This is a genomic window from Limnoglobus sp. (assembly GCF_059499385.1).
Genome location: NZ_JCABYM010000070.1, coordinates 1 through 24120, shown reverse-complemented (window position 1 = coordinate 24120; position 24120 = coordinate 1). Strand labels below are relative to the sequence as shown.

Genomic DNA, 24120 nt, shown 5'->3' with positions numbered 1-24120 from the left:
CTTCCCCTTCGACTTCCGAAGTCGAAGCCGGACTTCGGAAGTCTGGGTTCAATTTCGCCTCGTCCTCAGCACACCGCTCTCACGCTCCCTTCCGAAAGCCTCCGGGTCGCGGCCAAACGGGTCATCGCGTCCGCGCAACCGGTTCTGTAGAATGCACCCGTCCCGATTCCCCGGCCGAAAGGATCACCCCGGTGTCCGCCAACATCAGCGAGTACCTCACGCAGTTCGCCCAGCACCGCACGCAGATGGTCGAGCAGCTCAAGCGGGTCGTCGTCGGCCAACACGAGGTCATCGAGCAAATCCTCGCCGCCATCTTCACCAAGGGCCACTGCCTGCTCGTCGGCGTCCCCGGCCTCGCGAAGACGCTCATGGTCAGCAGCATCGCGCAAATCCTGGACGTGGGGTTCAAGCGGATCCAGTTCACCCCGGACCTGATGCCGTCGGACATCACCGGCACGACCGTCCTCGACGAGACGCCGGACGGCAAGCGGCACTTCCGGTTCGTCCAGGGGCCGATCTTCTCCAGCATCGTCCTCGCGGACGAAATCAACCGCACCCCGCCGAAGACGCAGGCCGCGCTACTCCAGGCCATGCAGGAGCGCGAGGTCAGCATCGGGAACGAGACGCACAAGCTGCCGGAGCCGTTCTTCGTCATCGCGACGCAGAACCCGATCGAGCAGGAGGGGACGTACCCGCTGCCGGAGGCGCAACTCGACCGGTTCATGTTCAACGTGAAGGTGGACTACCCGACGGCCGAGGAGGAGCGGCGGATCGTCAGCATGACGGCGAAGGACGAGGCGGCGGAACTGACGAAGGTGCTGACCGGCAAGGCGATCCTGAACCTCCAGAAGCTGGTTCGGAGCGTGCCGGTCGGCGACTTCGTGACGGAGTACGTGGTGAAGTTGGTGCGGGCGACGCGGCCGAAGGACCCGACGGCCCCGGAGTTCGTGAAGCGGATGGTGGACTTCGGCGCGGGCGTCCGGGCCGGCCAGTACCTGGTGCGGGCCGGGCAGGCGTTCGCCGCAATGGACGGCCGGTTCAGCGTGGCCATCGACGACGTGAAGAAGGCGGCGATCCCGGTGCTGCGGCACCGCGTCGCGGCGAACTTCCAGGCCCAGGCGGAAGGGAAGACGAGCGACGACATCGTGACGGAGCTACTGAAGGTCGTCGGCGACCCGGAACCGGCGAAGTACGTCACCGGGCCGAAGAAAAAGCTGTAAAGGGGGCGACGATGCCGCTACACGACTGGTCGGCGGTCGATCACGGGTTGTTCCACGACTTCCACAATGATTGGCTCGGAAGCATGGCATCGGCCTTGAACGAAGAGGTGTTGCCCCACGGCTACTCGGCGACCGTCGATCAGCCTCAAATCTGGTGTCCGCCGGATTCCGCGCACGGTCACAACGCCCCCGAACCCGTCACCGAGGTGCGGGTCGTTGCCAACCCCCGACCCTCACCGCCGCAACGATGGATCACCATTCGCCACTCGACGGGCCGACGTGTTGCCGCGATCAAGTTGGTTTCACCCGCAGAAAAGGACCGCCGCGAATCGGTTGTTATCTTCGCGGGCAGAGTTCAAGACTTGTTGGATGCCGGCGTTCACGTCCTTGTCATCGACATCCTTCCGCCGAACCGCTCGGCCCCACGGGGAATGCACGCCGCCATCTGGTCGATGGTCGAGAACCGCCGGTCCAAAGCCCGCGTTCCGAATGACCGACCGATGCTCGTCGCTAGCTACCGAGCCGATTGGAATCCAATCGGGTACTTGAACTATGTCGGCGTGGGACGGCCACTGCCGCCGGGACCACTGTACATCGACGAGTCGCGGTTCATCGACGTGCCGCTGAATGCGACTTACCGAGAAACCTACAACCGGCTGCCGAAGGAACTGAAGGCCGAACTACCGCGCTGACCGCCGCCGCACCAGCCCCAGCACCGGCAGGCCGAGCGCCAGCAGCACGACCGCCGGCGGCGCGGGTACGTCGGCCGTCGGCGGGGTCAGGTCCGGCCGCTCCGTCACCAGGAAGATCGTCGAGCCGTCGTTCAACAGGCTCTCGGCCAGGATGTCGCCGCCGCTCGAAATGCCCGTCGCGCTCGTCAGCGCGAACCCGCCGCCGTTCGCGATGATCGCGTTCAAGTCCCGCATCCCGTTCGCCGCGTCCCAGATGAAGGCGCGGTCCTCGCCGGCCGCGTCCTGGGACGAGCCGACCACCTGGCCCTGGTCGTTGATCGCGAACGCCGTCGCGTTCGCGCCGCCGAGCGTGCCGAGGTCGGTGAAGCCGACGCCCGGTTGCCAGACGAACGCGCCGAACGTGCCGTCCCCGCGGTCGCTGCGGCCGACCACCAGGCCGCCGTCGTTCACCCCGAACGCGCGGCCGACGGCCGACGCCCCGCCGAGGCCGCCGAGGTCGGTCAGGCCGGTCGCTTCCGTCCATACGAACGGCCGCGTGCCGCCGCCGGTCACGTCGCTCGTGCCGACGACAAGGCCGCCGGTGTTCACGCCAACCGCGGACGAGTTGGTGCCGCCGAGCGTGCCGAGGCCGACCATGCCGGAACCGGGCTGCCACACGAATGCGTGCGTCGCCGCATTCCCGGTCGTCTGACTGCTGCCGACGACGACCCCGGCCCCGTTGACCGCGGCCGCGGTGGAGTTCGTGCCGCCGAGCGTGCCGAGGCCGGTCATCCCGACGCCGGGTTGCCACAGGAAGGCGTTCGTCCCCGTCCCGCCGGGCGTGGTGCGGCTGAACCCGGCGACCCACCCGGCCTCGTTGACCGCCGTTCCCGCCGACACCCCGCCGCCGAGCGTGCCGAGGTTCACGAACCCGGCCGCCCCCTCCCAGCGGAAGGCGCGGAAGCCGTCGCCGGGGAAGTCCCGGCTTCCGACGAACTGTCGGGAGCTGTTGACGGCCGCGGGCTGGAACCCGAAGTCGTTGAGGTCGATCGCGAAGAAGTCGGCCCGCGCGGGCGCGACCAGGAACAGGCCCAACGCCGCCACCGTCCACAGGCGGGAAGTCATGGCTGCCACTCGATGGGTGGCCGCGCCCCGAAGTCAGGCCAATCCGTGACGCGACGGGAGGCGGTCACGGGCAGCCTACCCCCTCGCCGCGCACGGGTAAAGCACAATTTGCGCAGCCCGCCGCCTCGGGGTGACCGGGAAACTCGCCGCCGGACGGAAAAAGTCCCCCGCCCTCCGTTTTCCCCTCAAGTTGCCGATTCATTCTTGTATTGCGGGAGAAGCCAGCTAAGCTAGCACGAACATTCGACCCCGTTCGGCGGGAAAATCTCCGTTCCTGAGATTTTCACTCGCGGCCGGGATTGCTCACGCTAAGCTAGGGAATTGCGTCCCCGCCGGGCCACGGGGGCACCATGCCGCGGGGCCGACGAACCATGCCAGCGCTGAACGGACTTCTCGACCGCCTCCGCCCGAAAGCCTACGGCCGCCGGCAACCCCTCGTCCTCATCAACGGCCTCGCCGAGCAAGCCGAGTCGTGGTACCGCAACCGCCGGTTCTGGGCGCGGTACTTCGACGTTCACCTGCCGAACTTCCTCGTCTACGACGGCGACGCCATCCACCAGCGGATCGACGAGAAGAAGGACATCTCCGTCGATTACCTCGTGGAACAACTGCACACGTATCTGTTCAACTTCGCGCAGACGCCGCCGTACCACATCGTCGCGAGCAGCCTCGGCGGGAAAGTTGCAGTCGAATTCGCGGCCCGCTACCCGCAGATGGTGAACCGGCTCGTCCTCCTGTGTCCGTCCGGGATGGGGGACAAGGAACAACTGCCGATCATGGAGGGCGTCCGCCGCGAGGACTGGAACTCCGTCGTCCGCAGCGTGTTCTACCGCCGCCGGTTCGTGGACCGGGACGTGGTCCGGTACTACAAGGCGGTGGTGAAGAACCGCCGGTGGAAGCGGGGCCTCTTGCGCACGGTGAACGACACGAAGGAACACTCCGTCCGGCCGCTCATGGGCAAGCTGACCGTGCCGACGCTGCTCGTGACGGCGCTGAACGACAAGATTTGCGACCCGAAGACGGCGGCGGCCGCGGCCGCGGACATGCTGCCGGGGATCGGCCACTTCCTCGCGCTGCCGAAGTGCGGGCACGCCCCGCAGATCGAGAAGTCGCGGAAGATCAATCGCCTGGTTTTATCCTTCCTCACCGCGCCGAACCCGACGGCCCACCCGAGTTGGACCCGTCAGTTTCTGGTCAAACCCACCCGTCGCTGAGCGACAGAACGGGATACTTCATGACGCCGACCCCGACCACCGACCGCCCCGCGGCCTCGCCGAAGTCCGGCGGCAGCGACTTCTGGATGGTCTTCAAGAAGTTCGTCACCCAGGGCACGGCCATCGCCACGCCCGCGCCGAGCGGCCGGTTCCTGGTCAAGGAGATGCTCAAGGGGATCGACTTCGACACCGCGAAGGTCGTGGTCGAACTCGGGGCCGGGACGGGGCCGATCACGGACATCCTGCTCAAGAAGGTGAAGCCGCACACCCGGCTCATCATCGTCGAGATCGAGCCGGACTTCTGCGACCGCCTGCGGCGGCGGTTCCCGCACGCGGAGATCGTCCAGGGCGACGCCGCCCACCTCGACAAGCTGCTCGCCGACCGCGGCATCGAGCAGGTGGACCACCTCATCTCAGGGCTGCCGATGCCGTCGATCCCGCACCCGGTCCGCAAGGCGATCTTCGCCAGCTGCGCGAAGTCGATGGGGCCGGACGGCATCTTCCGCCAACTGACCGTGATGCCCTACGTGTACTGGCCGCTGTACCGGAACTACTTCTCGGACGTGAAGTTCAAGCTCGTCCCGGTGAACTTCCCGCCGGCCGGCGTCTACTTCTGCAAGGGGTTCAAGCCGGACGCCGAAGCCCCGTGACGATTGGTCGGATAGAATCCCTCACACGGCCCGCGTTCGACGCGGGCCGTTTTCTTTCCGAGGCGCTCGCCATGGACCGTACCCGGTTCCTCGCCCCGCTCGTCAACCTGCCGGTCGTCCGCCGCGTCGCCGACGCCGGGCTGGTCCGCCTCGCCCACCGCCGCACCCGCGAACTCGACGCGATGGACGCGGCGAAGGCGCAGGCGAACGCGATCCTGAAGCTCGTGCGGACGGCGAAGAACACGCGGTTCGGCCGCGACCACCACTTCGCCGAAATCGGCAGCGTCGCCGACTACCAGGCCCGCGTCCCGGTGCGGAGCTACGAATACTTCTGGGACAACTACTGGAAGGGCTACCCGAACGTCACCGATCAAACGTGGCCGGGGTTCATGCCGTACTTCGCTCTGTCGTCCGGGACGACGAGCGGGACGACGAAGTACATCCCCGTCTCGGCGGAGATGGTGAAGTCGAACCGGAAGGCGGCGCAAACGACCGTCTCGCTGTTCCGGCATGCGTTCCCGTACCACCAACTCTTCACCGGCAAGTTCTTCTTCCTCGGCGGCAACACGGACATGCCGCTCCTCGCGAACGGTAGCCACGGCGGCGACCTGAGCGCGATCGCGGCCCGCGAAATCCCCGACGCCGTGCGGCCGTACACGTTCCCGCCGCTGGAGCTGAGCCGCATCGCGAGGTGGGAGGAGAAGATGCCGCGGCTCGCGGAGGCGGCGGCGAGGGAGAACGTCGTCGCGCTCAGCGGCGTGCCGTCCTGGATGGCGCTGCTCTTCGACATGATGAAGCAGGCGACCGGGAAGAAGACCATCGCCGAGATTTGGCCGAACTTCCGGATGCTCGTCCACGGCGGGACGAAGTTCGACGGCTACCGCGACCTGTTCCGCGCCCAGATCGGCAGCGATGCGTTCGAGTTCTGCGAGGTCTACCCGGCGTCCGAGGGGTTCATTGCCACGGAAGACCCGCGGTACAAGCTCCTCCGCCTCGTGCCGGACCACGACATCTTTTTCGAGTTCATCCCGTGCGAGGACTTCGACGCGCACGGCACGCTCAAGGACCGCCCGACGCGGCACACCGTCCGCGAGATCGAACCGGGGGTGCGGTACGCCGTCGTGCTGACCTCGTGCGCCGGCGTGTGGAGCTACCTCATCGGCGACACGATCATTTTCGAGCAGACGAAGCCGCCGCTGCTGCGGTTCGCCGGGCGGACGAAGAACTTCCTGTCCGCGTTCGGCGAGCACCTGATCGAGGAGGAAGTGGAGAAGGCCGTCGCCCACGCGGCGAAGGCGTGCGGCGTCTTCACCGGCGACTTCCACGTCGGCCCGGTGTTCCCGTCGAAGCCGAACACGCCGGGGTTCCACCGCTACCTCGTGGAGTTCCGCGGCGACGTGCCGGACCTCGCCGTCTTCGCGCGGGAGATGGACAAGGAGTTGGACCGGCTGAACGAGGATTACGCGGCCCACCGCGTCGGCGACCTGACGATGACGGCCCCGCAGGTCGTGCCCGTGAAACTGGGGGCGCTCAGCGGCTGGGTGGAGGCCCGCAAGGGGACGCTCGACGTGCAGACGAAGGTTCCGCGGATGGACAACGACGGGAAAATGACGGAGCAGATTCGGACGTGGTTGCAGGAGCGCGGGAAGATAACCTGACTTCCGAAGTCCGGCTTCGACTTCGGAAGTCGATCCCGCGCAGGGGCGTTCTTGCCATCCCCGTGCGTTCTGGTCCCGCAACGACTTCCGAAGTCGAAGCCGGACTTCGGAAGTCAGCGGCCACGCCTACTTCGGCCCCGTCAGCGACGGCACTTTCAAATCGCCCGCCCCCGCGTCCGCCATCGGCGGCAGCGGGGTTCCGCCGAGGCCCGGCGCGCCGGGCGGCGTCGGTTCCGCCATCGCCGGGCCGGGCACGCCCGTCGTCGGCAGCGTCGGCACGCCGAGCGGCGGCGCGACGCCCGGCTGCGGCGTGCCGGACACCGCGATCGGCTGCCGCTGGAACTTGTCGTTCGTCACCACCGGGCTGACGTTTTCGGACCGGCCGGTCGGGTTCGCCTTCGCCGTCGGTTCCTTCGGCTTCGTCGTGTCCGCGGCCGGGAGGTTGGCGGGCTTGAGCGGAAGGAGTTGCTGGCCGCGCTTGTCGGCCGACTGGCAGCCGGTCAACGCGAGGGCCAAAAGTAGAGCGATCCGCGATCCGTGCGGCATGACGTTCCCCCTTCCTGGTGAGAAGAATGGGGAGCGTGTACCGTCGAACCGCGGACGCGTCAATCCGGGATTGTGCCGGGTCTTACCGACCGCCGACGCCGGGCACGACGTTGCCGGGGGCCGGGGCCGGGGCCACGACCGGGGCGGCCGGGCCGATGGCCGGGGCCGCCCCCGCCCCGCGGCGGAGCAGACCGTCCGGGTCTTGCATCGAATCGACCTCCCGTTGGAGCGGGAACGCCGGGTCGGGCGGGAAGTATTGCGGCCGGTGCTTCAGGTAGTGCGGGCTGGGCAACGTCATGCCGCCGAAGTACGTCTGACACCCGCTCAGGGCGGTCAGGGCCAGGCCGAGGCCGACGCACCCGACGATCGTTCGCTTCGTGATTCGCATTGGACACATCTCCCCCGTCCGGTAGACGAGCTTCCCCCGGCTCGGCCTTCGGCGCGACGAGTCTGCCGAATGTATCGGCTGTAACGGCCGACGGGTTTAGCCGGAAAAGCGATCCGGGCCATTTTCCGTAACCGAATCCCGCCCCCACGCCCCGGCTACCGATCTTGCGAAATGGCGACCGCCGGTTAGCATCCGTACAGTTCAACCGCACACGAGGACTCGTCCGTGCCGACCGTCGTGCTGGCGTCGTCCCTCGCCCGGTGGCTCACGCCGTCCCCGACGCCGCAGGCCGGGGAGAAGCGGCTGGCCGTCGCCGGCAGCTGCGTCCGCGAGGTGTTGGACAACCTGTTCGCTGCGTACCCGTACCTGCGGGGCTACGTCGTGGACGAGGCCGGGGCGGTGCGGCATCACGTCGTCGTGTACGTGAACGCCGACGCCGTCGAGAAGACGGCGCTCGCCGAGCCGGTCGCAGTGGATGCCGAGGTCTACCTGTTCCAGGCGCTTTCCGGAGGCTGAGCAATGTCGAATCGACTCCTGGTTTCGACGCGGAAGGGGCTGTTCGCCGTCGAGCGCGGGGCGAACGGCTGGGCCGCAAAGCCGGCCGGGTTCCTCGGCGAGAACGTCACGCTCGCGGTCGCCGACCCGCGGGACGGCGGGTGGTACGCGGCCCTCAACCTCGGCCACTTCGGGGTGAAGCTGAAGTTCTCGCCGGACGCGGGGGCGACCTGGGAAGACCGGGCCGCGCCGGAGTACCCGGCGGGCGAGGAGGTCGCCACCGCCGACGGCAAGCCGCCGACACCGGCGACACTGAAGCTCATCTGGGCACTCGAACCCGGCGACGCGACGCAGCCCGGCCGCCTGTGGGCCGGCACGCTCCCCGGCGGGCTGTTCCGGTCGGACGACGGCGGCAAGTCGTGGGCACTCGTCCGCGGCCTCTGGGACCACCCGTTGCGCAAGAACTGGTTCGGCGGCGGGGCGGACCACCCCGGCATTCACTCGATCTGCCGCGACCCGCGATGCACCAAAACGCTCCGCCTCGCGGTGTCCTGCGGCGGCGTCTGGCTGACGGAGGACGACGGCGAGACGTGGGCCATCAAGGGCGAGGGGATGTTCGCCGAGTTCATGCCCCCGGACCGGCGGTTCGACCCGTCGATCCAGGACGCGCACCTGATGGTCCAGTGCGCCGGGTCGCCGGATGCCTTCTGGATTCAACACCACAACGGCGTGTTCCGCTCGACGAACGGCGCGGCGACGTTCGAGCACGTCCCGAACGCCGCCCCGTCCGGGTTCGGGTTCGCCGTCGCGGTGCATCCGACGCAACCCGACACGGCCTGGTTCGTGCCGGCGACGAAGGACGAGACGCGGCTGCCGGTGGACGGCAAGCTGGTCGTGTCCCGCACCCGCGACGGCGGGAAGACGTTCGAGATTCTCCGCACCGGGTTGCCGCAGGACGCGGCCTACGACCTCGTCTACCGGCACGCGCTGGCGATCGACGCGACCGGCAACCGACTCGCCTTCGGCTCCACGACCGGCGGGCTGTGGGTGACCGAGGACCAGGGCGACCGCTGGCAGCTGGTCCCGACCCGGCTGCCGCCCGTCCACGCGGTCCGGTTCGCATGAAATGACAACGGCCGCCCAAACGGGCGGCCGCTTCGTGCGAGCTATTTCCGCGGTCAATCGTCGATGCTCACCGGCTTCCCGTCGCCCCGAGCGCACAGCGCCTGGAGGGTGCGGATGGCGATGGTTTGGCGGATGAACTTCACCGACCCGTCGCCCATCCCGACGACCGCCCCCTGGGTGTGGAAGCCGTAGATTTCCCCTTGGTTGGAGCAGTTGATGCTGCACGCCGTCGGCACGTCCGCGGCGCTACTCAGGGTGCTCCCGTTAGCGTTCGACCCGTCCACCGCGATATCGTTGGTGTGGTGCGCCCACGGGCCGTTCATGAACGGGTTCGGGGCCCCGGCGTAAGGCTCCGTTTGCCGGCCGAACTGCCACCGGGCCGGCCGCGCCCCCGCCTCCGCGATCATGATCGTGTTGCTCAGCCCGTCCGTGCAGGACGCGATCGTCGAATACTTGTTCGTCGCCAGGATGCCCGCGATGCCGGAGTCGCCGGGATAGCTGGTGTCGTTGAAGATGGCGTTCCACACCGCCGACCGGTTGTTCGCCCGGTTCACGGCCATGTAGTCGGTCGTCTTCGGAACCCACCCCGTGCCGTAGGTCGTCTGCTCGGCGGCGGACAGCTGCCCGATGTCCACCTCGTGGTTCGTCGGCACGGACGGGCACTCGAACGTCGGGATGCGGGTGGCCGCGGCCGCCCGGTTGACGGTCGCGTACCAGTCCTCCCGCAGCGTGTACCCGCTGTTCTGCGTCAGCACGTTCGCCTGCTCGATCTGCGGCAACAGGATCGACAGGAAGCAGTGCTTCGCGAAGTCGCTGGCGTTCGCCCCGGTCGTGCCGACCTTCTGGAACTCCCGTAGTTGCGGCCGGTCGGCCGCGCCGGGGTTGTTGACGCTCGACGGCGGGAAGTTGCCCCGCGTGCCTTCCATGTTGTGGATGGCGAGGCCGATCTGTTTCAGGTTGTTGGTACACTTGATCCGGGCCGCGGCCTCGCGGACCTTCTGGACGGCCGGCAGCAAGAGGCCGATCAGGATCGCGATGATCGCGATCACGACGAGTAGCTCGATCAGCGTGAACGCCGACCGGCGGGGAAGAGGACGAGTCATGAAACCTCCGGGATGAATGAATGCAACGGGCGAACCCGCGCGGCCGGTTGCGAAAAACCGCGCATGATAGACTAGTTTAGTTGGAAGAGGATTTGATTACTGTAAAGGAACTGTGAAGAACGGCCAACGAAAACTCGACCGGGCCGGTCATTTTTCGCGGAGGTGCGGCGGAACAGTCGGACTCAGCCGGTCAGGTCGTCCTCCGTGAACAGGGTGAACCCCTGATTTTGAAGCGTGACGGCCGCGTTCTCCACGTCATCGACGTGGATCGCGAGGGCCGTGCTGCCCATCGGGCCGACGCCGATCAACAGCGGGTAGGCGTAGTGGATGTTGATCTCGCCGCTGAGCAGCGCCTTCGTGATGGTCAAGAGCGGCCGCGAGTCGTCGGGCAGCTTCACGACGATCAGGTCGCTCTCGGTGAACGGGAACTTGCCGCTGGTCAGCACCTCGTAGGCCCGCTCGTAGTCGCTCGGCAACAGCCGGATGATGGCGCAGTCGGCCGTCTCGACGACGTTGAGGGAGACGACCTGCACGTCGGTCGTCTCGAACGACTTGACGAGTTTGAGCAGCGCCCCCATGCGGTTGGCGAGGAAGATGTTGAACTGCCGGACGCTCGGCCAGTCGCGGCCGCGGGCCGTGGCGAACCCGATGCTGTCGCGGTCGTCGTCGTCGAGTATCATCCCGATCCCTCGGATGAAGTTTTGTGTAACTTACCCGATCCCCCCGGTCGGGAACAAGTGGAAGCCCTGGGAAAGCAAAAACCCCGGCGGGTTCCGCCGGGGTCGTTGTTCGTGTCGAAGTCGAGGTTAGTAGTCGCCGCGGCCGCCGCCGCCGCCGTACCCGCCACCGCCGCCGCCGTACCCGCCACGGCCGCCGCCACCGCCGCCGTACCCGCCGCGGCCGCCGCCACCGCCGCCGTACCCGCCGCGGCCGCCGCCGCCGCCGTACCCGCCACGGCCGCCGCCGCCACCGCCGCCGCCACGGTCTTCCCGCGGCTTGGCCTCATTGACCGTCAACGGCCGGCCGTCGAGGGTCGCGCCGTTCAGCGCCTGGATCGCCGCTTCCGCCCCGTCGCTCATCTCGACGAAAGCGAACCCACGGGGCCGACCGGTCTCCCGGTCCATGATGACCTGCACCTTGGTCACGGTGCCGTACTGCCCGAACGCCGCCCGCAGGGATTCCTCGGTCGTCGAGAAGGACATGTTGCCGACATACAGATTCATAACCGTCGCCTTGAACAGATACTTGGAGAAGCCGGGGCCGGGGGCCGTCGTCTTCGGCAGCGTGCCAGCGGCCGCTGAACCGGAAATCATTCTACAGACTTTCCCGGCGGTTCCGGAACGAAATTCCCGGCCGGATCGTTCGGATTGTCGGAATTGTTCCCGGCGGTCAACCCCGGCACGCCGAGTTTCGCCGCCAGCACCCGGACCTCGTCCGCCGTCAGCCCGACCTGCTTGAACACGACGAACGGCATCGCGTTCGGCTGCGCCTGCACGAGGCTCACGTCCAGGTAGACCGGCGAGGCGGGGTCGTTCGGCACGTAGTAGAACAGCAGGTTCGCCGGGTTCGCGATCGGGTCCACGTCGCCGTCCGTCAGCTTCGTCGGGTCGTCGGCCCTCAGCGCGGCCACCACCCGCCCGGCGTCGCCCGGCGGCACGGTGACGGGGTGCTTCGTCATCCACCGCTTCGCCGTCTCGGCGAACGGCCGCGAAGCCAGCGCCACGCCGACGCCGACAGGCGCGCCGCACACGAACAGCAGGTCGAGCGCGAGCGTCGCCCAGTTCATGAACGGGATCGGCGGCAGGAAGTCTTGCTGCGCGCCGCCCTGGTTCTGCCGCCCGCCGATCTGGATTTGCTCGGCCGGCTCGTCGCCGGCCTTCCCGACGCGGTCCGTCCGCAGCCGCAACTCGACGTACTTCGGCAGTACCTCGACCCGCGGGGCCAGCTCCCAGAAGCTCGGCGGCTGGAAGCCGGGGAAGCCCGCGTCGCGGCTGAAGTTGTACGCGAAGTCGAACTGGTAGTAGCTGCCGTAGGCGACCAGTCCCGTGAGGAGCCCCAGCACGCCGGCGACGAACTTGTTGCGGCACTTCCCGATCAGCACGGCCGCGACCATCGCGAGCGACGCGATGAACCCGCCGATGAGCGGCATGGCGATCAGGATGAAGAACCCGGCCTGGAAGCAGAACGCGAGGAACCCGCCGGCGAGGATCGCCGCGGGCAGCCCGATGAGGAACCCGACAGGGAGCAGGAGCGGGTGGAACCGGCCGCTGGCGCGGTAGACCTCGCGGCCCGGAAGTTCTTCTGGCATGGCGTCGCGTCCTCGGGGTGGCGGATACGCGACAGTCTAACAAATCCGTCACGCCAGGGAGACGAGTTTCGACCCGAGTTTCCAGTCCCGCTCGGCCGGGGCGGTTCGCACCACCGCGTTGTACAGCGTGTCCCGCTCGACCGGGACGCGGCCGGCCTCCTCGATCAGCCGCCGCAGCTGCGCGACGGTCAGTTCCTGCGGCGAGTCGCTGCCGGCCGCGTGGTAGATCGTCTCGTGGACGACCGTGCCGTCGATGTCGTCCGCCCCGTAGCTCTGCGCCACCTGCGCGATGTTGATGGTGAGCATCTGCCAGTAGGCTTTGACGTGCGGGAAGTTGTCGAGCATGAGCCGGGCGATCGCCATTTGCCGGAGGTTCATGATGCCGGTCGGCTTCGGCAGGTTCGCCCCGAGCGTGTTGTTCTCCGGGTGGAACGCGAGCGGGATGAACGTCTGGAACCCGCCCGTCTCGTCCTGGAGCGCCCGCAGCCTCAGCAGGTGGTCGATGCGGTGTTCGGGCCGTTCGATGTGGCCGTAGAGCATGGTCGCGTTCGACTTACCGCCGAGGGCGTGCCACTCCCGGTGGACCCGCAGCCACTGCTCGCCGTCGGCCTTGTAGTCGCAAATCTTCTCGCGCACGTCCGGGTGGAAAATCTCCGCCCCGCCGCCGGGCAGGGAGCCGAGGCCGACGGCCTTCATGTCGGCGAGGAGTTCGCGCGTCGGCCGCTTCGTCAGCCGCTCGAACCAGTCCCACTCCACGGCCGTCCACGCCTTCAGGTGCAGCTCCGGGTAGTGGTCGTGGATGTTCTTGATGATGTTCCGGTACCACTCGTAGGGGAGTTGGTGGTGCAGCCCGCCGACGATGTGGAGTTCCGTCGCCCCCTGCTCGTGGGCGTCGCGGGCGCGCCGGAGGATTTGCTCGTCCGTCATCACGTACCCCGTCGGCGACTTCAGGTCCGCGCGGAAGGAGCAGAACTGGCAGCGGTAGACGCAGACGTTCGTGGGGTTCAGGTGCTGGTTGACGTTGTAGTACGTGACGTTGCCGTTCAGCTTCTCGCGGACGTGGTTGGCGAGTTCGCCTAGCGCGTGCAGGTCGGCGTGGTTCTCCAGGAACATCCCGTCCTCGAACGTGAGGCGTTGCCCGGCGTACACTTTCTCGCGGATGGCGGCGATCATGGTCGGTGGTTCCCGCAGGTCGGTCCCGTCAGGATACGAACCGCGAACGCCGCCGGACCGCAACGGCCGGGCCGCCCGGCGGCGGACTTTACCCGGAATTCACTTGGCGTCGCCCCGGCTTTCCGGGACATTCAACGTCACCCACATAACTCCCCCGAGGTTGCCATGTCAGACCTGAATCGTCGCTCGTTCCTGGCCGCCGCCGGCGCGACGGCGCTCGCGGCCGTCGGCCGCGGCAGCGAGGCGAGGCCGGCCGCGAAGTTCAAGCTCGGCGTCGTGACGTACAACGTGCCGAAGGACTGGGACCTGCCGACGCTGCTGACCGTCTGCAAGGAGGTCGGCGTCGCCGGGATCGAGTGCCGCACCACGCACAAGCACGGCGTCGAGCCGACGCTCAACGCGGACGAGCGGAAGAGGGTGAAGCAGCAGTTCGCGGACAGCGGCGTCGCGTTCTGGGGTTGCGGCAGCACGTGCGAGTTCCACGCGGCCGACGCGGCCGTCGTGAAGAAGAACGTCGAGGAGTGCAAGGCGTTCCTGAAGCTCGTCGCCGACCTCGGCGGCAAGGGCGTCAAGGTCCGGCCGAACGGCGTGGCGAAGGGGCACACCGTCGAGCAGGCGTGCGAGCAGATCGGCAAGGCGCTCGTCCAGTGCGGCACGGCGGCGGACGACCTGGGGCTCGAAATCTGGGTCGAGGTCCACGGGGCGGTGACGCAGCTGCCGAAGAACATGAGGGCGATCATGGACGCCTGCGGGCACAAGGCCGTCGGCGTGACGTGGAACTCGAACCCGACCGACCTGGCGAACGGCACGATCGCCGAGGGCTTCGAGTTGTTGGCGAAGCACATCAAGTCGTGCCACATCAACGACCTGACGAACGACAAGGCCGGGAAGTACCCGTACCGCGAGCTGTTCAAGAAGCTGGCCGGCATCGGGTACGACCGGTACACGCTCTGCGAGGTGGGGAAGGCTTACGACCCGACGGAAGGGAAGGCGTTCCTCGAAGGGTACAAGAAGCTGTGGGAGGAGTTGGTGAAGGGGTGAGAAAGGCGAACGCCACGGCGTGAGCGTGGCGGTAGTTGGCCCGAACACCGCCACGCTCACGCCGTGGCGTTCGCCGTAGTTACCACTCCGCCTCGTCGCCGAACCCGCGGGCCGTGGGCTTCTCCTCGGCCGGCTTCGCCCGCGCCCGCACCACCGCCTCGGCCAGTTCCAGGTCGTCCTTCGTCGTGATCTTGAAGTTCGCCGCCGTGCCGGCCACCACCCGGACCGGGCGGCCGCTCGCCTCCACCAACTGCGCGTCGTCGGTGATCGCGGCCCCCAGCTTCGCCCGGTTCGCGTAAGCCTCCGTCAGCCAGTCGCGGCGGAACGCCTGCGGCGTCTGGGCCTGCCACAGCCCGGCCCGCGGGATGGTCTCGGTGATCGTGTCGTTCTCGCCGACGCGCTTCAGCGTGTCGGCCAGCGGGACGCCTAGCATCGCCGCCCCGTGTTCCCGCGTCGCGTCAAAGACGGCGTCGATGTGCCGCGTCAAAACCAGCGGCCGCACGGCGTCGTGGACGGCAACGAACTCCGCGTCCGTCACCTTCGCCAGCGCGTTCGCCACGGACTCGAACCGCTCGGCTCCGCCGGCCACAACCTCGGCGTTCGCGAACATCATGAGGTGGCCGAACCGGGTGCGGAAGTCGTCGCGGTCGTCCGGCGAGATGACGAGGTAGACCCGCGACACGTCCGGCCGGGACCAGAAGAGTTCGGCCGACCGCAGCCAGACCGGGCGGCCGTCGAGGCTGACGAACGGCTTCTTCTCGATCCCGCCGAACCGGCTCGACTGCCCGGCCGCCGGGATGATGACGGCGAACTTCGACATGGCTCGGCCCCCGCGACAACGTGTGGGGACGTTGTAGCCGGAGCGTGGTCTCTTGTAGGGCGGGTCAAGGCTTTGCGCCGACCCGCCGCGCCGCCAGCCGGTTCGGCGGTTCTCCCTCGTGGTTGCGGCCCCCGGCGGGTCGGCGCAGAGCCTTGACCCGCCCTACAAATCACCGCCCCCGAGCGAATTCCGCCGGCAGGTCCTGCATCAACTGCTGCCAGTTGCCGAACGTCTGCCGCCAGCGGCCCCAGACGACTTCTTGCTCCGTCAGCAGCTGCTCCACCTCGTCCGCCTGCCGGGCGGCCGCCGCCAGCTTCTCGTCCCACACCGGCGACGGCGGCGGGACCGGCCGGGCCGCGATCGCCTCCGGGCTGTCGTGCAGCACCTTCGCGAACGCCGACTCGTACCGGTCGAGCGCCGCCAGGCAGTCGCCGATGGACTGCTCGACCTGCGAGAGCGTTTCCTGCCAGTGGGTCGTCGTGGTCATGGCTAATCCCCCCGACCCGCCGCGATACCGACGCCCTCGCGAAAACGCGAGAGGAGTTGCGTGGGAATTCGGACATTTTGAACGGAATTCCCTTGCGACCCGGTTTCGCGACCGGTATTGCCCACCGTTCGATTGGGGGACACGCCGTCCGCGGTTGGGGAGCCGCGGGCGGGGTGAATCTGGGGGGTCGCGCCGCGAGCCACGGCCGGGGCGCGTTTATCACGGAGGCGTTCCGCCGTGTACGTCGCTTGTTCCACGCTCTGTTTCGCGAAGCACCCGCTCGACGCGGCCCTTCGCACCATCCGCGAAATGAACTTCTCGAAGGCCGACGTGGCCATCCACGAGGACGGCCCGCACCTGAAGCCGTCCGACTTGACCGGCGACCTGTCGAAGGTCGCACAGAAACTCAAGGCCACGAACGTCGCGTTCGCGGCGTTCCACGCCCGGTTCGCGGCCTACGACGGGCCGGAGGTCCGCAAGCAGTTCCGCGGCGTCTGCCGGCTGGCCCGGCTGCTCACCGTCCCGCTCGTGTCCGTGCAGGCCGCGCCGACGGGCGGGGACTTCGACGCGGACGTGGCGAAGCTCCAGGACTGGGTCGGCATCGCGTCCGCGGAGGGCGTGATCCTGACCGTCGAGACGAACTCGACGACGCTGACGGCCGACCCGGCCGGCGCGGTCGAGCTGTGCAAGAGCGTTCCGGGCCTGGGGCTGACGCTCGACCCGAGTTACTACGTGGCGAGCGAGCACGGCCCGGTCGATTACGACGCGCTGTACCCGTTCGTGAAGCACGTCCGGCTGCGGGACTCGTCGGCGAAGCCGGAGGCGTTCCAGGTGCGGATCGGGCTGGGCGAACTGGAGTACGGCAAGATCGTGACGCACCTGGACAAGTTCCGGTACGACCGGGCGCTGACGGTGGACGTGCGGGACGTGCCGGACGCGCCGTTCCCGGTCGAGCCTGAGGTGCGGAAGCTGAAGTACCTGCTCGAATCGCTGGTGTGAGCTGGCGGGACGAACGGCCGCTGCTGGGACCGCGGGCGTCCCGCCCGCCCACCTTCCCGGCCGCGAGGGCCTGCCTTCAGTGGCTGGGGCCGTGGCGGGCGGGACGCCCGCGGTCCCAGGTGTCGAAATTCACCACCAACGGGTTATGTCGCGGGCCGAGGGAAACCTCGGCCCGTGTCGTTTCGCCAATCTCCCACACTTTTCTCATCGCCCCGACCGGCACGGCCGTCGCCGTTTCGCAACTTCTCCTTCATCAAACGCTTGCATCCGCCCCGCGAATTGGGCAAGCTAGGGAAATGGGCCGACGCCCCGCACGGCTTGACACGACAAGCTATGATGGGGGTAGAAATGCCCTCACCACAACTTCGGAGCCGACATCGTATGTTCCTCCGCCGGTTCGCTCTCGCAACTCTGCTCTCCCCCCTCCTGGCCCTTTTCGTTTCCGCCGCCGACGCGAAGAAGACCGGGTGGGAGGCCACCCGCACGACCGCCCCGGAATCGGTCGCCGAACTGAAGGCGCTCCAAGACACGGTGAAGCAGCTCGTCGAGAAGGTGACGCCGGCGACGGTCGCGGTCATCCTCGGCGAAGTCGATCCGCACAAGCCCGGGCCGCAGGCCGTCGGCGCGGGCAGCGGCGTCATCGTCAGCGCGGACGGCCTCGTGCTGACGGCCGCGCACGTCGTCGAGCCGCCGGCGTTCGGGTTCGGCGGCCTCGGCCAGCGGCGGGACCGCGAGATCACCACCGTCCGCCTCCTGCTCCCCGGCAACATCGAGGTGAGCGGCAAAATCCTCGGCCGCAACCCCGGCATCGACAGCGGCATGGTGAAGATCACCGACCCGATCCCGGAGAAGGCGGCGTGGCCCGGCGCGAAAGAAGGCAAGTGGCCGTTTGTCGAACTCGGTGACTCGACGAAGCTGGCGAAGGGCCAGTGGGTCGTGTCGCTGGGCCACCCCGGCGGGCCGAAGCCGGAGCGCCGCGCCCCGGTGCGGCTCGGCCAGATGGTCGGCGTCGGCGGCGGGGCGAAGTCGATCGTCTCCGACTGCACGCTCGTCGGCGGGGACAGCGGCGGCCCGCTGTTCGACCTCACCGGCAAGCTCGTCGGCATTCACAGCCGGATCGGGGACAAGATCGACGACAACGTCCACGTCTCGACGAAGGCGTTCCAGGACGACTGGCGGCGGCTCGTCCGCGGCGACCTGATCGGCCGCGACACCGGTGCGTACCTCGGCATCGTCATGGACGAGGACCGCAAGAAGCTGCCGAAGCTCGACGAGGTCCGCCCGGACTCGCCGGCCGAGAAGGCGGGCCTGAAGGTCGGCGACGTGATCCGGAAGTTCAACGGCCAGCCGACGCCGACGTGCCAGGACTTCGACGAGCTGATGTCGCAGGTCCGGCCGAACGACATCGCCACGCTGGAACTCCAGCGGGGCGAGGAAGTGCTGGAGGCGAAGGTCACCTTGGTCCGCCGGCCGCGGCGGTAGAAATGGTTTTGTACCGAGTACCGAGTACCCGGTACCGAGTATCCAACTGAGTTCATCCCGAACGAGTTTCCCATATGCCTCGCGTCATCACCCGAATCACGGTCGCGGCGCTCGCCTTCGTCCTGCTGGCGACGCCGGCGTTCGCCGAATCGTTCGACTCCGGCAAGAAGCTCGTCACGAAACTGTTCGCGGCCAGCGCCGCGAAGGCGACGGCCGCGACGGTGAAGGTCCGGTGCGACAACAAGGACGCCGTCCTCGGCACGGTCATGGACAAGTCCGGGCTGATCCTCACGAAGGGTAGCGAACTGAAGGGCGCGATCAGCGTCCGCCTGTCGGACGGGTCCGAGTACGAGGCGAAGTACGTCGGTTATCACGAGCCGTCCGACCTGGCGCTGATCCAGATCGACGCCGGCGACATCCCGGCGATCCCGGCCTTGGCGGACGCGAAGGACGCGGTCGTCGGCAACTGGGTGGCGGTCGCGAGCACCGAGCCGGAGCCGGCGGCCGTCGGCATCATCAGCGCCGCCTCCCGCCGGCTGTACGGCGAGGAGAACCTGATCGACAACCTGAACAAGGGGTTCCTCGGCATCACGGCGTCCGCGAACGAGGACAGCGAGGCGGAGGCCGAGGGCGTCACGATTAGCAGCGTCTCCCCCGGCGGCGGGGCGGCGTTCGCGAAGCTGAAGCCGAAGGACATCATCCTCGAAGTCGCCGGCCGGGGCGTGAAGAAGTTCGAGGACCTGAAGAAGATTCTCGACAAGTACAAGCCCGGCGAGACGGTCAAGCTGCTCGTCAAGCGGGACGGCGAGGAGAAGGAGTTCAAGGTGAAGCTGGTGCGGAAGGCCCAGTTCGACCGCGGCGACTTCCAGAACACGCTGGCCGGCGAGCTGTCGTCCCGGCGGACGGGGTTCCCGCGGGTCATCATGCACGACACGTCGATCAAGCCGACGGAGTGCGGCAGCCCGCTCGTGGACCTCGACGGCAAGCTGCTCGGCATCAACATCGCGCGGGCCGGTCGGGTCGAGACGTGGGCACTGCCGGCGGACGTGGTGAAGCCGATCTACGCGGACCTGAAGGCCGGCAAGTTCCCCCCGCCGGGCGAGGAGAAGGCCGCGGCGAAAGACGACAAGGACAAGAAGAAGGTGACGGACAAGAAGTAACCGGAAAGCCCCGCGAGGAACCTCGCGGGGCTTTTTCAATCACTTCACGATCCCCCGCGTCGTCATCCACTCCTCGGCCCGCTTCGGCCAGTCGCTGACCGGGCCGCGGTCGGTCCGCATGCCGAACCCGTGGCCGCCCTTCGCGTACAAGTGCAACTCCGCTGACACGCCGTTCTTCTTCAGCTCCCGGTACAGGGCCACGCTCCCCTGGCTCGTGATCGGGTCGTCCGACGCGTGCGCGAAGAACATCGGCGGCGTCTGCTTCGTCACCGGGTAGCGGTCCATGAGGTCGGCCGTGTCCTTCTTCGCCAGGTACGCCGGGTAGACGAGGATCGCGAAGTCCGGCCGGCACGACGCCTTGTCCGCGTCGTCCACGGGGTCGTAGCTCCGCTTCTCGTAGCCCGTGCAGAGCGTCGCCGTCAGGTTCCCGCCGGCGGAGAAGCCGAGCGCCCCGATGCGATTCTCGTCGAGCTTCCACTCCTTCGCCTTGCTCCGGATCAGCCCCATCGCCCGCTGCGCGTCCTGGAGCTGCGCCAGGTTCTCCGGCGACTGCTTCTCCCGCTTCGGCACGCGGTACTTCAGTACGACGGCCGTGACGCCGAGCTTGTTCAGCCACGCGGCCACGTCCGTCCCCTCGTGCTCGATGGCGAGGATGTTGTACCCGCCGCCGGGCGCGATCAGCACACACGCGCCGTTCGGCTTCTCGGGTTGGTAGACGCTGATCTGCGGTTTCGACACGTTGCCGAGCCGCTTCACGTCGAGCTGCCCTTCCTTCCGCGGCGCGTACGCCTCCGGCGGGTACTCCTTCGTCTCACCGGGGGCCTTGCCCGGCCACAGGTCGAGGGTGGCGGTCGGCTTCGGCTCGTCGGCGAACGCGGGGGCCGCGAGCAGGAGCAGGAGTGCGAGTGAACGCATGAGGAGGGGTCTCCGAGGGATGGCCCTCTTTATATAGCCGCCGGCTTGCCGGCGGGTTTGGGGTCCGCAAAACCCCGCCGGCAAGCCGGCGGCTATATAAAGACGTGCCTACAATTCCCGCATGGAAGTTCCCGCGATCCGCACCGTCGGCCTCACCCGCACGTACCGCAAGCCCCGCAAGGGGTGGTTCCGCAAGCCGAAGCCCGACGACGCGAAGGACTTCGTCGCCCTCGCCGGCGTCGATCTCGACATCCGCCAGGGCGAACTCTTCGGCCTGCTCGGCCCGAACGGCGCGGGCAAGACGACGCTCATCAAAATCCTCACCACGCTCCTCGCCCCGTCCGCGGGGAAGGCCGAGATCGACGGCAAGGACGTGGTCGCGCACGCCAAGCAGATCCGCCCGATCATCAACATGGTCTCCGGCGGCGAGACGAGCGGCTACGGCATCCTCAACGTGAAGGAGAACCTCTGGCTGTTCAGCCGCATCTACGGCGTGCCGAACGACCTGGTCGCGAAGCGGATCGACCGGATGCTCGGCATCGTCGGGCTGACGGAGAAGGCGAACAGCCGGCTCAGCCACCTCTCGACCGGCCAGCGGCAGAAGATGAACTTCTGCCGCGGGTTCATCACGGACCCCAAGATCCTGTTCCTCGACGAGCCGACGCTCGGCCTGGACGTGACGGCCGCCCGCAACATCCGCGGGTTCATCAAGGAGTGGATGAAGGAGAACCCGGCCCGGACGATGCTGTTGACGACGCACTACATGGCCGAGGCGGACGAGTTGTGCGACCGGCTGGCGATCATCGACCAGGGCAAGGTGCTGGCCTGCGACACGCCGGCGAACCTGAAGCGGAAGGTGCAGGAGTTCCCGATCTTCGAGCTGAGCCTCTCGCCGGGGGCGGACGCGCTGGCCGACGTGTCGAAGCTGCCGGGCGTTCACCAGGCGACGCGGACGGAGACGCCGACGACGATCGAGCTAAAGGTGTCGCTGGAGGCCGACGCGGTGATCGGCAGCGTGGTGCAGGCGGTGATCGCGGGCGGCGGCAAGATTCAGACGCTCAAGAAGGTCGAGCCGACGCTCGAAGACGTGTTCATCGAACTCGTGGGCCACGGTCTTTCATAGTAGTAGGCACACTCCGTGTGCCGTCTCCTTCCCATCGCTGAGAGTAGTATGCACTCCTTGCGGCATAGTAGTAGGCACACTCCGTGTGCCGTCTGCTGAGCGCCGCGGAGACCTGCACGAAGTCGCCGATACGCCGTGCAGACGGCACACGGAGTGTGCCTACTACTATCAATGCCGAAAATGCCGCACCCCCGTGAACAGCATCGCGATCCCGTGCTTGTCGCACGCGGCGACGCTGTCCGCGTCCTTGACGCTGCCGCCCGGCTGCACGATCGCCGTCACGCCGGCCGCGGCCGCCAGCTCCACGTTGTCCGGGAACGGGAAGAACGCGTCCGACGCCAGCACCGACCCCTTCGCCCGGTCGCCGGCCTTCTTCACGGCGATCTCCACCGACACCACCCGCGACATCTGCCCGGCCCCGACGCCGACGACCTGCGTGCCGTTGCCGAGGACGATCGCGTTCGACTTCACGTGCTTGCACACGAACCACGCGAAGTGCAGGGCGTGGAACTCGGCCTCCGTCGGCTTTCGCTTCGTAACGACCTTCCATTCGTCTGGCTTGTCCGCCCCCACGTCGCGGGTCTGGACGAGCAGCCCGCCGTCCACCCGGCGGTAGTCCAGCCCCTGCGGGAACCCGGCCAGCGGCCCGGTCTTCAGCAGGCGGACGTTCTCCTTCCACTTCTTGAGCGCGTCGAGGGCGGGCGGCTCGTAGTCCGGGGCGATGACGCACTCGATGAACCGCTTGGCCTTCGGGTCCATGAGGGCCGACGCGGTGTCGGCGTCCACCGGCCGGTTGAACGCGAGGATGCCGCCGAACGCGGACAGCGGGTCGCCGTCCCACGCCTTCTGGAACGCCTCCGCGAGCGTGCCCGCGGTGGCCGCCCCGCACGGGTTGTTGTGCTTCACGACCACGGCCGTCGGCCCGGCGAACTCGCGGGCGAGGTTCAGCGCCGAGTCGAGATCGAGGATGTTGTTGTAACTCAGTTCCTTGCCGTGGAGTTGGTGGGAACTAGCGACACACGGACGAGTCAATGCGCCGGGTTCAGAATAGAAGGCCGCCTTCTGATGTGGGTTCTCCCCGTATCGAAGGGTTTGGAGTTTGGCGAAGTCTGGTGCGAGAACGAGCGGAAATTGGTCGTCTTTGCTAATCGGGGAGAGCCTTTTGAAGTACCTCTCAATCGCGGTATCGTACTGGGCGATCCGTAAGAATGCCATCGACGCGAGATGCAGGCGAGTGTTACGGCTGACCCCACCATGTTGTTTCAACTGGACTTCGACAAGTACGTAATCGGTCGGGTCCACTACTACTGTTACACTCTCGAAATTCTTCGCCGCCGCCCGCACCATGCACGGGCCGCCGATGTCGATGTTCTCGATCGCCTCGGCCTCCGTCACGCCGGGCTTCGCGACCGTCTGCTCGAACGGGTAGAGATTGCACACCACGAGGTCGATTTCCGGCAGCTTGTGCTCCGCCAGCGTGGTCATGTGCTCCGGCTTGCCCCGCTTTGCCAGCAGGCCGGCGTAGATCGCCGGGTGCAGCGTCTTCACGCGGCCGTCGAGGATTTCGGGGAAGCCGGTCAGCTCGCTCACGTCCTTTACCGGCAGCCCGGCGTCCGCGAGCGCCTTCTTCGTGCCGCCGGTGGCGATCAGCTCGACGCCGTACTTCGCGTGCAGTTCGGCGGCGAACGCCACGAGGCCGGTCTTGTCGGAAACGGAGAAGAGGGCACGGCGGATCGGACGCAGCATGAGAGCCTCAGAAGAAGATTTCACCGCGGAGGGCGCAGAGGGCGCGGAGAAAAACAGAGGAGTGATTTTAAGAACTCTTCTCTGGTTTTCTCTCTGCGGTCTTTGCGGTCTCCGCGGTGAATCCGGTTTTGCGTTCCAGTTGGACCACCTTTCCGGCCAGCCGGAGGCGGACGCCGGACGGATAATCGCCGACGGCGAGGTCCGCGAGCCGATTCCAGTGGGCGTGGGTCATCGCGTCGAGCGGCCAGCCCTCGCGCCGCCAGACGAGGCGGAACAACTCCCGCACCAGGAACGGCTCGGCCGCATCCAGCGTCGGCCGGTCGAGGATGAGCATTTCGCCGGCGCGGGGCCGTTCGGCCTTCGCGAGCAGGGCGGCGGCGGCGCGTTCGATGAAGTCGAACGCCTCGGCCGCGTGGACCGCGAGGCGGTTCAGAATAGGGACGATTTCGCCGTTGAAGTCTTTCAACAGCGGCAGCAAGTCGTGGCGGATGCGGTTGCGGGTGAACCGCCGGTCGGCGTTCGACGAATCCGTACGCGCCGGCTGGCCGAGCGCCGCGAGGTAGGCCGTCACGTCGTCACGGCTGACGGCCAGGAGGGGGCGGATGATTGTCTTGTTCCCTCCCCCCCAAGGGGGGAGGGAACAAAGCCAAAGCCGAAGACTTGTTCGCGGC

The 24120-nt window shown here is 67.7% G+C and carries 25 protein-coding genes; 12 read left to right on the top strand and 13 right to left on the bottom strand.

The features are described from left to right. Positions 1-245: 245 nt before the first annotated feature. Complete coding sequence (locus AC5JJ2_RS13075; RefSeq protein WP_495858461.1) at positions 246-1220, top strand: AAA family ATPase; 975 nt, start codon at positions 246-248, stop codon at positions 1218-1220. An 11-nt stretch (positions 1221-1231) separates the two neighbouring features. Continuing rightward, positions 1232-1912 carry a hypothetical protein gene (locus AC5JJ2_RS13070; protein ID WP_495858434.1) on the top strand — a complete coding sequence of 227 codons (681 nt, stop codon included), beginning with the start codon at positions 1232-1234 and terminating at the stop codon, positions 1910-1912. Here the strand turns inward: AC5JJ2_RS13070 and AC5JJ2_RS13065 are convergent. Beyond that, complete coding sequence (locus AC5JJ2_RS13065) at positions 1901-3016, bottom strand: HAF repeat-containing protein (RefSeq protein WP_495858433.1); 1116 nt, start codon at positions 3014-3016, stop codon at positions 1901-1903. The two genes, AC5JJ2_RS13070 and AC5JJ2_RS13065, sit on opposite strands and share 12 nt — an antisense overlap. Before the next feature lie 371 nt (positions 3017-3387). On the opposite strand from AC5JJ2_RS13065, the gene olsI reads away from it, so the two are divergent. The 3 genes from olsI to olsH all read left to right on the top strand — a co-directional run bounded on the left by olsI (position 3388) and on the right by olsH (position 6538). After that, positions 3388-4230 carry an ornithine lipid biosynthesis O-acyltransferase OlsI gene (olsI, locus tag AC5JJ2_RS13060; protein WP_495858432.1) on the top strand — a complete coding sequence of 281 codons (843 nt, stop codon included), beginning with the start codon at positions 3388-3390 and terminating at the stop codon, positions 4228-4230. Positions 4231-4250: 20 nt separating this feature from the next. After that, positions 4251-4880: a class I SAM-dependent methyltransferase gene (locus tag AC5JJ2_RS13055; protein ID WP_495858431.1), complete on the top strand. Its 630-nt coding sequence runs from the start codon at positions 4251-4253 to the stop codon at positions 4878-4880. 71 nt (positions 4881-4951) lie between these two features. Further along, complete coding sequence (gene olsH / locus AC5JJ2_RS13050) at positions 4952-6538, top strand: lyso-ornithine lipid synthetase OlsH (protein WP_495858430.1); 1587 nt, start codon at positions 4952-4954, stop codon at positions 6536-6538. 126 nt (positions 6539-6664) lie between these two features. Here the strand turns inward: olsH and AC5JJ2_RS13045 are convergent, their stop codons facing one another. Continuing rightward, positions 6665-7084, bottom strand: a complete 420-nt coding sequence (locus tag AC5JJ2_RS13045; protein ID WP_495858429.1) for a hypothetical protein — start codon at positions 7082-7084, stop codon at positions 6665-6667. Positions 7085-7166: 82 nt separating this feature from the next. Continuing rightward, a complete protein-coding gene (locus AC5JJ2_RS13040; protein ID WP_495858428.1) occupies positions 7167-7472 on the bottom strand; it encodes a hypothetical protein in 306 nt (101 codons plus the stop codon). Positions 7473-7697: 225 nt separating this feature from the next. Here AC5JJ2_RS13040 and AC5JJ2_RS13035 point away from each other — a divergent pair, with 225 nt between their 5' ends. Both AC5JJ2_RS13035 and AC5JJ2_RS13030 read left to right on the top strand, forming a co-directional pair. Beyond that, positions 7698-7988, top strand: a complete 291-nt coding sequence (locus AC5JJ2_RS13035) for a MoaD/ThiS family protein (RefSeq protein WP_495858427.1) — start codon at positions 7698-7700, stop codon at positions 7986-7988. Between the two features lie 3 nt (positions 7989-7991). After that, on the top strand, positions 7992-9092 hold the full coding sequence (locus tag AC5JJ2_RS13030; protein ID WP_495858426.1) for a WD40/YVTN/BNR-like repeat-containing protein: 1101 nt from the start codon (positions 7992-7994) through the stop codon (positions 9090-9092). A gap of 53 nt (positions 9093-9145) precedes the next feature. Here the strand turns inward: AC5JJ2_RS13030 and AC5JJ2_RS13025 are convergent, their stop codons facing one another. The 5 genes from AC5JJ2_RS13025 to mqnE form a co-directional block, all read right to left on the bottom strand. After that, complete coding sequence (locus AC5JJ2_RS13025; RefSeq protein ID WP_495858425.1) at positions 9146-10195, bottom strand: DUF1559 domain-containing protein; 1050 nt, start codon at positions 10193-10195, stop codon at positions 9146-9148. Between the two features lie 182 nt (positions 10196-10377). After that, the gene (locus AC5JJ2_RS13020; protein ID WP_495858424.1) at positions 10378-10875 is read right to left on the bottom strand and encodes an ACT domain-containing protein; all 498 of its coding nucleotides are present in this window, start codon (positions 10873-10875) and stop codon (positions 10378-10380) included. Positions 10876-11001: 126 nt separating this feature from the next. Next, a complete protein-coding gene (gene rbp / locus AC5JJ2_RS13015; protein ID WP_495858423.1) occupies positions 11002-11508 on the bottom strand; it encodes an RNA-binding regulator in 507 nt (168 codons plus the stop codon). Beyond that, positions 11505-12503 carry a hypothetical protein gene (locus AC5JJ2_RS13010; protein WP_495858422.1) on the bottom strand — a complete coding sequence of 333 codons (999 nt, stop codon included), beginning with the start codon at positions 12501-12503 and terminating at the stop codon, positions 11505-11507. The genes rbp and AC5JJ2_RS13010 overlap by 4 nt, the downstream gene beginning before the upstream one ends. Positions 12504-12551: 48 nt before the next feature. Further along, positions 12552-13676 carry an aminofutalosine synthase MqnE gene (gene mqnE / locus AC5JJ2_RS13005; protein ID WP_495858421.1) on the bottom strand — a complete coding sequence of 375 codons (1125 nt, stop codon included), beginning with the start codon at positions 13674-13676 and terminating at the stop codon, positions 12552-12554. 165 nt (positions 13677-13841) lie between these two features. Here mqnE and AC5JJ2_RS13000 point away from each other — a divergent pair, with 165 nt between their 5' ends. Further along, positions 13842-14717 (top strand): sugar phosphate isomerase/epimerase family protein, encoded by an 876-nt coding sequence (locus tag AC5JJ2_RS13000; protein ID WP_495858420.1) that lies wholly within the window; start codon positions 13842-13844, stop codon positions 14715-14717. A gap of 79 nt (positions 14718-14796) precedes the next feature. Here AC5JJ2_RS13000 and ispD read toward each other — a convergent pair whose 3' ends face one another. Together ispD and AC5JJ2_RS12990 are read right to left on the bottom strand one after the other, a co-directional pair. After that, a complete protein-coding gene (ispD, locus tag AC5JJ2_RS12995; RefSeq protein ID WP_495858419.1) occupies positions 14797-15537 on the bottom strand; it encodes a 2-C-methyl-D-erythritol 4-phosphate cytidylyltransferase in 741 nt (246 codons plus the stop codon). Between the two features lie 169 nt (positions 15538-15706). After that, complete coding sequence (locus AC5JJ2_RS12990; RefSeq protein WP_495858418.1) at positions 15707-16024, bottom strand: hypothetical protein; 318 nt, start codon at positions 16022-16024, stop codon at positions 15707-15709. 237 nt (positions 16025-16261) lie between these two features. On the opposite strand from AC5JJ2_RS12990, the gene AC5JJ2_RS12985 reads away from it, so the two are divergent. The 3 genes from AC5JJ2_RS12985 to AC5JJ2_RS12975 all read left to right on the top strand — a co-directional run bounded on the left by AC5JJ2_RS12985 (position 16262) and on the right by AC5JJ2_RS12975 (position 19665). Further along, the gene (locus AC5JJ2_RS12985) at positions 16262-17023 is read left to right on the top strand and encodes a sugar phosphate isomerase/epimerase family protein (protein WP_495858417.1); all 762 of its coding nucleotides are present in this window, start codon (positions 16262-16264) and stop codon (positions 17021-17023) included. A gap of 381 nt (positions 17024-17404) precedes the next feature. Further along, positions 17405-18505 carry a S1C family serine protease gene (locus tag AC5JJ2_RS12980; protein WP_495858416.1) on the top strand — a complete coding sequence of 367 codons (1101 nt, stop codon included), beginning with the start codon at positions 17405-17407 and terminating at the stop codon, positions 18503-18505. A gap of 74 nt (positions 18506-18579) precedes the next feature. Then, on the top strand, positions 18580-19665 hold the full coding sequence (locus tag AC5JJ2_RS12975; RefSeq protein ID WP_495858415.1) for a S1C family serine protease: 1086 nt from the start codon (positions 18580-18582) through the stop codon (positions 19663-19665). Positions 19666-19704: 39 nt separating this feature from the next. On the opposite strand, the gene AC5JJ2_RS12970 is transcribed toward AC5JJ2_RS12975, so the two are convergent. Beyond that, the gene (locus AC5JJ2_RS12970) at positions 19705-20580 is read right to left on the bottom strand and encodes an alpha/beta hydrolase (RefSeq protein ID WP_495858414.1); all 876 of its coding nucleotides are present in this window, start codon (positions 20578-20580) and stop codon (positions 19705-19707) included. Between the two features lie 121 nt (positions 20581-20701). On the opposite strand from AC5JJ2_RS12970, the gene AC5JJ2_RS12965 reads away from it, so the two are divergent. Next, entirely contained in the window at positions 20702-21703 is a 1002-nt protein-coding gene (locus AC5JJ2_RS12965; RefSeq protein ID WP_495858413.1) for an ABC transporter ATP-binding protein, read from the top strand. A gap of 168 nt (positions 21704-21871) precedes the next feature. Here the strand turns inward: AC5JJ2_RS12965 and purH are convergent, their stop codons facing one another. Together purH and AC5JJ2_RS12955 are read right to left on the bottom strand one after the other, a co-directional pair. Then, positions 21872-23449, bottom strand: coding sequence for a bifunctional phosphoribosylaminoimidazolecarboxamide formyltransferase/IMP cyclohydrolase (gene purH / locus AC5JJ2_RS12960; RefSeq protein ID WP_495858412.1), 1578 nt, complete (start codon positions 23447-23449; stop codon positions 21872-21874). Between the two features lie 67 nt (positions 23450-23516). Then, entirely contained in the window at positions 23517-24053 is a 537-nt protein-coding gene (locus tag AC5JJ2_RS12955) for a PP-loop family protein (RefSeq protein WP_495858460.1), read from the bottom strand. Between the last annotated feature and the right edge of the window lie 67 nt (positions 24054-24120).